Raw genomic sequence first — 10,026 nt, 5'->3', positions numbered from 1 at the left:
TGCATAATCCCGAATATGCTGCCTTCTACAAGCGGAAATATGATGAGGTTCCCAAGCACCAGCATAAGCGAGCCCTGGTCTTGACCGCTCGCAAGTTTGTCCGTCTGGTCTTTGCACTGCTGAGCAAAGACCAAATCTACAAGGGAAGGAGAGAGTCTTAAGCTATATCTAAAATGTCAAGGTTCAAGAACTGCTGACTTGTGATCTTTGAAAAAAGCTCGCAAAGTCAGCCGGGCATCCTATTATCCAAGTTACCACGGGATAGAGAAATTTTCTTTAATTTACCTATTGACATTGCACCGTAAGTCTTTACTAAGTAAAGCATAACATGAAATGTAAAGTAGAGTCAACAATCACTGGTCCCGGTCCCACCCGTGCTGTAGGTCACTCCATTCTCTGTAGTGCCGCGTTGCGGCATGGAGGTCTCCACAGAAATCCTGTTGGCCCATTGCTACTTCTCTCGCTTGCAGTGGCTGTAACTTTGACGAGATCCTACAAGTGGAGAAGTAACCAAAGATTGCGTCAGAATCATGACAGAAACTCAGGAGCGGCAGGAAGCCATGATTTAAATTAGGATAGTCATCAGCAGGTGGCCTTATGGCTTCAGAGTCAGCTATGATTTCCGCGCCGACAAGAGGATCAGAAGCAAGATAATGCCCAGCGGCGCCGCGACTATCAGGCCTAGCGGCACGGCCACCACGAGGAGTATAACCAATCCCACAAGCCAGAAGGCGATTCTGAGAATAGACCCGAGGGCGAATGCCGAGAGCCACACTACGAGGAATACTACCCCGGCCAGGATGGCCGCGGGCAGGGTGAGCTGATCCCTTTTTGCACGATCTAATTATATTTGATGGAGCAAGATTCCACAATAAGCAGGTCATTCCCGAGCGTGGGATTGCTTAGCTAGGGGCCGGCTACTGGGCGAGGTTTCAGACGAGGTCGTGGATAGGGTAGCAAACTCATGTTTTTGACCTTGGTCCGATCCGGCCCTACCCTTCACCTGTCTTTCTACCTTCTTCCTATACATAAGGCACAACTTGTCAAGGGCTTTCGCATATGGCCCGTCGAGGTCGACATCGTTGAGCCGCAGGTGTCCCGGAAGATGTCGCCTGATTCCCTCTAAGCTTAGGTCGCCGCGGGTCACGGTCACAAGCGTGACCCCGTTGCTAATGCTCAGGGCGAGTTTCATCAGATCATGTGATTGTGCCTGCCTGACGCCAGCTTCGCACCTATAGACCTCAGTAGTGGCATAATGCTGGTCTCCGTTGTATTCAAAGGCGACAGCCTCATTCGGCAGGTATAGATCATATTCCAGGGGTTCACCGGTCAGCGGGTTGGCCAAGAAACCTGGGCGGGCATTTTCCACCCAAAGGTCGCAGCATACCCAGAAGAGCACAATACATTTCATCAAAAACTCGCCTTTATACCGGACCATAGAAAACCTGGCGTTCAGGTCGGCAGCCATTTTCCCCTGATAGGCCGCAGGAATCAAGGCTACCGGTCGCATACCCCTGCCTTCCTTAACCAGCTTAAGCCACCCTGCAGACACAAGCGCCTCACAGGATCGGATGGCCTTGTAGCGACTAAGCGAGGACTTTGCAATAAGTTCCTTTATGCTGGCCGGTTTCAGACATTGGACGAGAATATAGAGAGCCCGTTCCTCAAAGCCAAGTTCCGCTGCACTATACAGCCCGTCCAGGACGCATTTGGGTATCCACAATGGTCCAACTCCCCCTCTCACACTTTAGGCATATATAGGCGCAATTGGTATTGTATCATTGCAACTGTCTTCCTGTTATATCATATTATACCATATATTGGGTGAAGATGAAAGTTATGATTTATCATAGCGTGGAAGTTATGGTTTGACATAGCAACGAGCGTTTTGACTTAATAGCGTCTTGACTTAATATGGTATATCCGCCTTCAGGCAGCCAGTCAACCAGCCAGTTCTGTGACAGGATTTATTTACCACAAGTGGCGCCATGGGCGGACGCTACCCGGCAGGAATAATACCGACGGCCAGCACTATGTGTCAGGAAGAGTGTTAATGGTTAGCATTATCCGGTGGTGACAGTGCTAATGGTCAGCGCTATCCGGTCATAACAGTGCTAATGGCCAGCCCTATTCGGCGGGAATGGTTTAAATGGTCAGCATCATCCGGCGGCGATAGTGCAAATGGCCAGCACTATCCGGCGGGGATGGTGTTAGTGGCTTGAACTGTCAGCCGGGGATAATGCTGATAGTTAGAACTATCCGGCTGAGATGGTGCTGGTGGTTTAAACTATTTGGCGATGATGGTGCTAATGGCTTAAACTATTATGGGTGTCTCTGGATATCCTGGATACCCTGGATACCTTGGATACCTTGAATACCTTGGATACCTTGGATATAGCTGGAGTTTGATATACTAGTGCCTATATGTTATCATTATAGTAATCATATAAGCACTAGTGGTGACGCGATATGGTTCGCACTCAGGTGCAGCTTACCGAAAAACAGGCCCGGGCGTTGAAACAGCTTGCCGCAGCGCAGGGCGTCTCTGTTGCAGAGCTTATCCGAAGAGGGGTTGAAATCCTGATAGCCACCTCGGGGAACGCCGATCCGGAGGAACGGATAGACCGGGCAATTGCTCTGGCTGGGCGCTTTAGGTCCGGGTTAAGGGACTTATCCACCAGCCATGACAAATACCTGGCGGAGGCTTATCGCAAATGAGCGTCTATGTAGATACCTCGGCTTTTCTTGCTGTCCTTGATGCTGATGACGGAAACCACGAAAAAGCAAAGAATACATGGAGGGAACTCTTGGTCGGCAGGACTCCTCTAATTTGCAGCAGCTACGTTCTGGTGGAAACTTGGGCGCTCGTTCAGAATAGACTCGGCATGGAGGCGATTAAGGGTTTCCACGAGGATATTCTACCTCTCTTGAAAATCGAATGGGTGGATCAGAGGATTCATCAATTGGGCGCCGTCGCGTTGATAGCCGCCAATCGCAGAAACCTGAGCCTTGTAGACTGTGTCAGTTTTGAAATCATGCGCCATACAGGTATCAGGACGGCTTTTGCATTCGATGAGCATTTTGAGGATCAGGGATTCGTGTCTCTCCGGTAGCATGAGTCATCCGCGCATCAAGCGCTGTTGCCCCTTTCAATACGTCGTTGACCTGACCATTCCGGGGAAGAATATATCCAGGATCGTTGAACAAGGAAGGATCGTCAACTGAGGCGACGGAGGGTTAATTAGGGAGATGGGGGTGTCATCATGTTTAGAAAATCAAAATCAGGGAAGCGTAAAAGGCATCATCAGCCGGATCATCGTCATCGTGATTGTGCTGATGGCATAGAACGGGAGCTGCTCGAACCACTCCATTCAAGGGGCCTTTTAAAGGGACAGAAGGTTGTGCCCAGGCCCGAAGGCATGGAGAAGATGTCGGAGGTGCTGCTTGAATTCGTTCAACCGTATATGAAGTCTGCCAAAACCCGGAAGGCATTCGATAGTCTGCTTGCTATCGCCACCGCAAGCTGGAATTGCGCCCTGCTTGACGAAAAAGGCAGCCATGAGTTGTCGGATCAAATAGTGAATGCCGTTGTGTCTTGCGAGGACAAGCAAGGTCAGGTAGTAATACGGCGGGTCATGAACGAGTTGATTGAGCGCAAGAAACGGCATTTCGCCAAGTATGACCGGTATATTCTCAATTATGTCCTCTCGGAGACCGAAGACGGTTTCCACCTATCAGTCGTGTCAACTCCATAGCAATTCCGCAATTCCGTATGGCGCCTGCAAAATGATCCCTCTTACCATATTTGCGCCCGACCTGTTCCATAACGATTGTTTTTTGTCATGATACGCTTTCTTTAATTTTACTTATGTGTAAGCAGGAATAAACCCATAGTCTGCAGAATATGACTATTAGTCATGAGGTTGGTCGAATAATCTTGACTTATGTTGAGATCCGAGCGCATTCTCTTTATATGCATCGTCGAATTATGTCGTTTAGCATCTACATTATTGTCTAAAACTAACCATTGGTTTCCATAATCCATATAGCGCAGCGCCAAGAAAACGCGGAGCGAAGAAGCGGCATCCGGACTGGTCACTAGCGATGCCGTGGAGCCAGGTGAACCCACCCGTGAGAGGGTGGGTTTTATCATCCTCGGACCGTAGTCTGAAATCGGAAGGCAGGTGGGCGTCATAATGGAGACGGCAATGCCTAGGCGTAAAGGGCTCTTATACCGTTACTTTAAGCTTTGGCGCCGCCTCAAGCGGCAATTTAGGATTTGGAGTGTCAAAAACTCAAAGTCGATTATCAATGTTATTGCGATATTGCTAGCTTGCCTTTTCATAGTCGCAGTGATAGTGGCTTTAGCCTGGATGAGGGTGTTGGCGGCCATGGTCGTGGCATAAGGGAGAGTCTGGCCGGCGCTGGGCTGAGATCAAAGTAGGGGAATATCACGAGCGTATCGACGGGAGGGGTTACCCAAGAGGACTGAATGGAGAGGACATCCCACTACGATCGAGGATCATCAGCGTTGCCGATGCGTTCGATGCAATGACAAGGCAGGATTCTTACAGGGAGCCAATCCCAGCAGAGGCTGCGCTCAAAATACTTACCCAGGAAAGCGGAAGGCAATTTGACGGCGGCGTTGTCCAGGCCTTGATTGACGAGAACTAGATGTCCGGATTTGCCACGGAAGCAAGAGAAGGATTTTGTAGATCTACATAGAATACTTCCATATAGGAACCAAAATTTATGGTAAATATGGCTATATGCTACTAACCATGGAAGGGGAAAGCTCTTTCTGGTGCTTAGATATTGGCATGGGCACCTTGTCCTCGCCCAGCTTCCGGAGCTTTGCCCCGAAAATCTTATAATAGAGCCTGCGGGCCGCGACACGGCGTCTGCGGTGGGGTATGCGGCTGTCTACGTGGGGCGGCGCGTGCCGGATGCCGTGATGATCCAATTGCCGCAGGATTCTGCCTAACGGGCGCTGTGCAGTTACCTCTACGGAAAGATTTCATGGATTTCGGCAGGAGCTTTGACATCGGATGTTAGTATTGGAAATGAGGATTATCTCATCATGAATTCGGATATCAAGGTTGCAGTGATCGGCTCAGGTAACTGGGGAAAGAATCTGGTCAGAAACTTCCGCGCCCTGGGGGCGCTGGGCGCTATAGTCGAAACCGATGCCGGGCTTCGCGCAAAGCTGGCTGATGAATATTCAGGGATCCCGCTCTACGATGACTACCGCGACGTCTGGGCGACCGATATCCCAGCGGTCGTTATAGCGACCCCTGCCGCTACGCACTACGCGATCGCAAGAGAGGCGCTCTTGGCTGGCAAGGATGTATTTGTTGAAAAACCCATGACTTTGTCAGCTGCCGAGGCGGAGGATCTGGTGCGAATTGCACAGCAGGAGAAGCGAATCCTGATGGTGGGGCACCTCTTGCTCTATGAGCCTGCTGTCGGTTTCATCAAGGAATACCTGGAGGCCGGAAAGCTCGGCACTCTCTACAGCCTTCATCAGGAACGCTTAAATCTGGGACGGGTCCGGACAATAGAGAATGTCCTGTGGAGTCTCGCCGTTCACGATATAGCTGTATTCCTTTACCTTGTGGAGGAAAAGCCGACCCAAGTAACTGCATCCGGCCATTGCATCCTGCAGCCAGGGATCGAAGACGATGTCTACCTGCATCTTGAGTTTCCCGAGGGTATGCACGCACACCTTCACACTTCCTGGCTATGGCCGGAGAAGACCAGGCGTCTAGTGTTGGTAGGTTCAGAAGGCATGATGGTCTATGATGAACTGAGCCATAGCGTTACGTTACACCATAAGGGGATCCATCTCGATTTAAGTAACCATGATGATGGCAGTGAGATCATGTTCCAGGGAGACGGGGAACCCCTTGCCATCGAATGCCAGCATTTCCTGGACTGCGTTGCCGCGCGGAAAGCTCCATTATCTGATGGTCATAGCGGCGTCGAGGTGGTTCGAGTGATGGAACTCGCCACACAGTCTCTAAAGGAGCAACAGTTATGAGCGACTACTTTGTCCATGAATCAGCCTATGTGGACGAGGGAGCCAGGATCGGCAAAGGCACGAAAATCTGGCACTTTTGCCACATCATGTCCGGGGCTGAGATAGGCGAGAGATGCAGCCTGGGGCAGAACGTGTTTGTAGCCAGAAACGTCAAGATCGGGAATAATGTCAAGATCCAGAACAACGTTTCTGTATATGAAGGAGTTGTCCTGGAGGACGACGTTTTCTGCGGCCCGAGCATGGTCTTTACCAACGTTAAGACGCCGCGCTCAGCTTACCCGCGGAATACCAGCAGTGATTACGCTACGACACTGGTGAAGCGGGGGGCATCCATCGGGGCCAACGCAACTATCGTCTGCGGGGTGACCATCGGTGAGTGGGCTTTTGTCGCGGCGGGCGCGGTTGTGACAAAGGATGTGCCGCCGCATGCCCTGGTGGCCGGCGTGCCGGCCCGGATCATCGGCTGGGCCTGCGAGTGCGGCGTGCCATTGAAATTCGAAGGGGACGCTGCTGCCTGCCGTGAATGTGGCAGGCGATATAGAAAGCAAGATGGGCAGACGGGCATCCGTGAAGCAGGGTCCGGCGTCGAATAGGGCGAGTCGCGAAGCAGGACTCGGACAAGATCCGATCACATGGCCTGGACGTATTGGACTATATGAAATAGTAGCCAGTCATCGGAATGGGGGCAATGAAATGCCAGGAAGCGTTGGCTTGGAGACATCTAAGCCCAAGCAGTTTTTAAATAACATCGAGAATGCGCTAGTAGCGGACAAGCCGATGATGCAGGTGCCGAGCTTCGACCTTACGAGGCAAAACGCGGCGCTCAAGGATGAGCTGATGTACGCTGTTTCACGCATCGTAGCAGAGGGGCATTTCATCCTCGGCGAGAATGTGGCGGAACTCGAGAAGGCCGTGGCGGAGCTTTGCGGTGTCAAGTTTGGTATTGGGGTCGGCAATTGCAGCGACGCTCTATATCTTGCTATCCTGGCATGTGGCATCGGCCCGGGTGATGAGGTCATAACCACACCCTTCACGTTCTTCGCGACGGCGGGAGCCATAGTCCGGGCGGGCGCAAAGCCGGTATTCTGTGACATCGACCCGGGTACATACAACATAGCCCCCCAGGAGGTAGAAGGTCTTGTAACAGGGCGGACAAAAGCTATACTTCCTGTCCATCTCTATGGGCAGCCGGCCGACATGGATCCCATACTGGATATAGCAAGGAAGCATAATCTCCATGTCATAGAAGATGCAGCCCAGGCTGTGGGTGCGGCATACAAGGGCAGGCCGGTAGGATCGCTTGGGGATGTGGCATGCATTAGTTTCTTCCCGACCAAGAATCTGGGAGCCTTTGGAGACGGGGGAATGGTGGTGACGAACAACTCCGAGATTGCGGAGCGCGTCAGGATGCTCAGGGTTCACGGGGCGAAAAAGAAATATTATCACGAGATCCTGGGGTGCAACAGCAGGCTGGATGAGATCCAGGCGGGAATACTCAGGGTAAAGCTCGGCCACCTGGCGGGGTGGACCCAAAGGCGCCGGGAGATCGCAGCGCGATATCTCGAGCTTTTGAATGAAATCCCGCAGGTCCTCTCAGGGCTACTGAGGCTTCCGGAGGAAGCTCCAGGCGCGAAGCACGTATACCACCAATTCACCGTCGCGACTCCTGAAAGGGATTGGCTGCAAAAGCATCTCAAGGAAAATGGTGTCGGCTCCACAGTGTATTATCCTTTGCCGCTTCACCTTCAGGTTGTATTCCGCGACCTGGGCTATAGGGAAGGGGATTTCCCGGAGGCTGAACGCGCCTCGCGAGAGGTGCTATCGCTTCCTATGTTCCCGGAGCTTACGGATGAGGAAGTGGCCAGGGTGGTTGAGGTCATAAGGGAGTTTCGTTGATGCGTGATGTGACGGTGGTCGTAGGTCATAGGCGCCGATCGCGGTTTCAAGAGGGTTGAATGATGAGGGAGAGATGCCGGGTATGGCGGTAGAGATAAAGGAACAAAGCGCCGTTCGCGGGGTAAAGTTAAATGGCACGGCTAGCGCCCTTAAGGCCAAGATCCTGGATAAGACGGCCAGGGTGGCGGTGGTGGGAGCAGGATATGTAGGACTGCCTCTCGCCGTGGAGAAGGCCAAGGTGGGGTTCCCCGTCATCGCGATAGACCAGAACGAGAAGCGGGTGGACAGGCTCAATCGGGGCGAGAACTACATCCTCGATGTGAAGGATGAGGAGCTTGCTCATGCGGTGGAAGAGGGGAAGCTCAAGGCGACGAGCGACTTCTCGGCGCTCCCCGAGGCGGATGTGATAGTAATCTGCGTGCCCACGCCGCTTACAGTAAACCGGGAGCCTGAACTCAAATATATCGTGAACGTGACCGAGCAGATCGCGAAATATCTCAGGGCAGGCCAGCTTGTATGTCTTGAGAGCACAACATATCCTGGGACAACAGAGGAGGTTATCCTCCCGAGGCTCGAGGCTACGGGCTTGAGAGCCGGACAGGACTTCTTCCTGGCCTTTTCCCCGGAGCGGGTTGATCCAGGGAACGCAAGGTACACCACGAAGAACACCAACAAGCTGGTGGGCGGGGTAACCCCGGCCTGCCTAGACGTTGCCGCTACGTTTTATTCTCAAACGATACTCAAGGTGATCCCCGTTTCCTCGCCCAGCGTGGCGGAGATGGCCAAGGTCTTTGAGAACACATACCGGGCTGTGAACATCGCCCTTGTGAACGAGATGGCCCTCCTCTGCGACCGGATGGGGCTCGACGTGTGGGAGGTCCTTGATGCAGCCTTTACCAAACCTTTCGGGATACAGCCATTCTACCCCGGCCCTGGCGTGGGCGGGCACTGCATCCCCATCGACCCCTTCTACCTTACCTGGAAGGCCAGGGAATACGACTTCTCTACGAGGTTTATAGAGCTTGCAGGCGAGATCAACCTTCGCATGCCATACTTTGTGGTTGAAAAAACCGCAAGAATCCTGGGACAGCAAAGGAAGTCCCTGCGCGGGGCGAAAGTCCTGGTGCTCGGCGTGGCCTATAAGAAGGACTTGCCAGATGAGCGAGAGTCGCCGGCGCTGAAGGTGATACAGCTCCTGCTGCGGGAAGGTGCGGAGGTTAGCTATCATGATCCGTTCATCCCGGAGGTAACGGTCACAGTCGGGCAGAATGGGCGGAACGGATATGAGGCGCATGTCCGACATGAAGGTCAAATAGGGCAGAACGTGGGGCAGACTAACGTGAGCGCGAGGGAGGTTACGCTCTCGTCAGTGGCTCTTGACGATGCTGTCGTGGAGGATGCTGACATTGTAGTGATTACGACAGATCATTCAGATATGGATTACCAAAGGGTAGCTGTTCTAGCTCGGGCAGTGCTTGATACGAGGAACGCGATGCGGGGAGTAATGGTGGAGTCAGGGAAGGTTTGGAAGCTGTAGGATGTTTGCTGCGTGCGAACCTCAGGCAGATGGCTTTTGTGGCTTAGAAGATCTCGGTCGGCTTGAAGGCGGTGATAGGTGTTGAAGGTAGTCACTGTTGTTGGGGCAGGCCTCAGTTCATAAAGGCAGTGTGGTAAGCCCATTGTCACGTGAGGTGGCTACCGAAGTCATTGTGCACACGGGTTAGCACTATGACTTCAACATGTCGGACATCTTCTTCGAAGAGTTAGGGCTGCCGAAGCCGGATTATAACCTCGGGATCGGCTTAGGTTCGCACTTGAGCACGGGATACAGGTCTCGGCACCATTGTTTCCGAAAGCTCAGTCGGCATGCTGGATTAAAGAGGGGTTCATATACGACCCTGAGGCTGGGACCATGACATGCCCTGTTGGCAAAACGACTACGAGCAAGTGGTATAGTGCGGATGGAGAGGTCATGGTCTATAAGTTCTCACGTAAGATGTGCAGACACTGCCCGAGGGCCAAGGACTGCATAGGGGAGAAGGGCTATATGAGCGCATCCGTTAGCGTGTATCACGAGGAACTCAAGGCAG

Annotated in this window: 12 protein-coding genes; 11 read left to right on the top strand and 1 reads right to left on the bottom strand. The window is 52.6% G+C overall.

The window, feature by feature from the left end; genetic code table 11:
• Positions 1 to 161 (top strand): IS110 family transposase (locus tag HPY52_16725; GenBank protein ID NPV81877.1); only part of this gene is annotated, 161 nt, incomplete at its 5' end.
• A gap of 719 nt (positions 162 to 880) precedes the next feature.
• On the opposite strand, the gene HPY52_16720 is transcribed toward HPY52_16725, so the two are convergent.
• The gene (locus tag HPY52_16720; protein ID NPV81876.1) at positions 881 to 1,723 is read right to left on the bottom strand and encodes a hypothetical protein; all 843 of its coding nucleotides are present in this window, start codon (positions 1,721 to 1,723) and stop codon (positions 881 to 883) included.
• Between the two features lie 746 nt (positions 1,724 to 2,469).
• Here HPY52_16720 and HPY52_16715 point away from each other — a divergent pair.
• The 10 genes from HPY52_16715 (at position 2,470) to HPY52_16670 (ending at position 9,473) form a co-directional block, all read left to right on the top strand.
• Entirely contained in the window at positions 2,470 to 2,718 is a 249-nt protein-coding gene (locus HPY52_16715) for a ribbon-helix-helix protein, CopG family (GenBank protein NPV81875.1), read from the top strand.
• On the top strand, positions 2,715 to 3,113 hold the full coding sequence (locus HPY52_16710; protein ID NPV81874.1) for a PIN domain-containing protein: 399 nt from the start codon (positions 2,715 to 2,717) through the stop codon (positions 3,111 to 3,113). Before HPY52_16715 ends, HPY52_16710 begins: the two co-directional genes overlap by 4 nt.
• A gap of 150 nt (positions 3,114 to 3,263) precedes the next feature.
• Positions 3,264 to 3,755, top strand: a complete 492-nt coding sequence (locus HPY52_16705) for a hypothetical protein (GenBank protein ID NPV81873.1) — start codon at positions 3,264 to 3,266, stop codon at positions 3,753 to 3,755.
• A gap of 441 nt (positions 3,756 to 4,196) precedes the next feature.
• Positions 4,197 to 4,406 (top strand): hypothetical protein, encoded by a 210-nt coding sequence (locus tag HPY52_16700; GenBank protein ID NPV81872.1) that lies wholly within the window; start codon positions 4,197 to 4,199, stop codon positions 4,404 to 4,406.
• A gap of 28 nt (positions 4,407 to 4,434) precedes the next feature.
• Complete coding sequence (locus HPY52_16695) at positions 4,435 to 4,674, top strand: hypothetical protein (protein ID NPV81871.1); 240 nt, start codon at positions 4,435 to 4,437, stop codon at positions 4,672 to 4,674.
• Between the two features lie 130 nt (positions 4,675 to 4,804).
• Positions 4,805 to 4,984, top strand: a complete 180-nt coding sequence (locus tag HPY52_16690; protein ID NPV81870.1) for a hypothetical protein — start codon at positions 4,805 to 4,807, stop codon at positions 4,982 to 4,984.
• Between the two features lie 96 nt (positions 4,985 to 5,080).
• Complete coding sequence (locus tag HPY52_16685) at positions 5,081 to 6,040, top strand: Gfo/Idh/MocA family oxidoreductase (GenBank protein NPV81869.1); 960 nt, start codon at positions 5,081 to 5,083, stop codon at positions 6,038 to 6,040.
• Complete coding sequence (locus tag HPY52_16680; protein ID NPV81868.1) at positions 6,037 to 6,633, top strand: N-acetyltransferase; 597 nt, start codon at positions 6,037 to 6,039, stop codon at positions 6,631 to 6,633. The genes HPY52_16685 and HPY52_16680 overlap by 4 nt, the downstream gene beginning before the upstream one ends.
• A 187-nt stretch (positions 6,634 to 6,820) precedes the next feature.
• Positions 6,821 to 7,936, top strand: a complete 1,116-nt coding sequence (locus tag HPY52_16675; protein NPV81867.1) for a DegT/DnrJ/EryC1/StrS family aminotransferase — start codon at positions 6,821 to 6,823, stop codon at positions 7,934 to 7,936.
• Between the two features lie 82 nt (positions 7,937 to 8,018).
• On the top strand, positions 8,019 to 9,473 hold the full coding sequence (locus HPY52_16670) for a nucleotide sugar dehydrogenase (GenBank protein NPV81866.1): 1,455 nt from the start codon (positions 8,019 to 8,021) through the stop codon (positions 9,471 to 9,473).
• Positions 9,474 to 10,026: the final 553 nt, after the last annotated feature.

This window comes from Bacillota bacterium, assembly GCA_013178415.1.
Lineage (GTDB): Bacteria > Bacillota > SHA-98 > Ch115 > Ch115 > Ch115.
This window is presented reverse-complemented; position numbering and strand designations above follow the sequence as displayed.

Coding starts and splice junctions, on each gene's coding strand:
- HPY52_16715 (NPV81875.1), top strand. CDS start 2,470: ATGGTTCGCACTCAGGTGCAGCTTACCGAAAAACAGGCCCGGGCGTTG.
- HPY52_16710 (NPV81874.1), top strand. CDS start 2,715: ATGAGCGTCTATGTAGATACCTCGGCTTTTCTTGCTGTCCTTGATGCT.
- HPY52_16705 (NPV81873.1), top strand. CDS start 3,264: ATGTTTAGAAAATCAAAATCAGGGAAGCGTAAAAGGCATCATCAGCCG.
- HPY52_16700 (NPV81872.1), top strand. CDS start 4,197: ATGGAGACGGCAATGCCTAGGCGTAAAGGGCTCTTATACCGTTACTTT.
- HPY52_16685 (NPV81869.1), top strand. CDS start 5,081: ATGAATTCGGATATCAAGGTTGCAGTGATCGGCTCAGGTAACTGGGGA.
- HPY52_16680 (NPV81868.1), top strand. CDS start 6,037: ATGAGCGACTACTTTGTCCATGAATCAGCCTATGTGGACGAGGGAGCC.
- HPY52_16675 (NPV81867.1), top strand. CDS start 6,821: ATGCAGGTGCCGAGCTTCGACCTTACGAGGCAAAACGCGGCGCTCAAG.
- HPY52_16670 (NPV81866.1), top strand. CDS start 8,019: ATGGCGGTAGAGATAAAGGAACAAAGCGCCGTTCGCGGGGTAAAGTTA.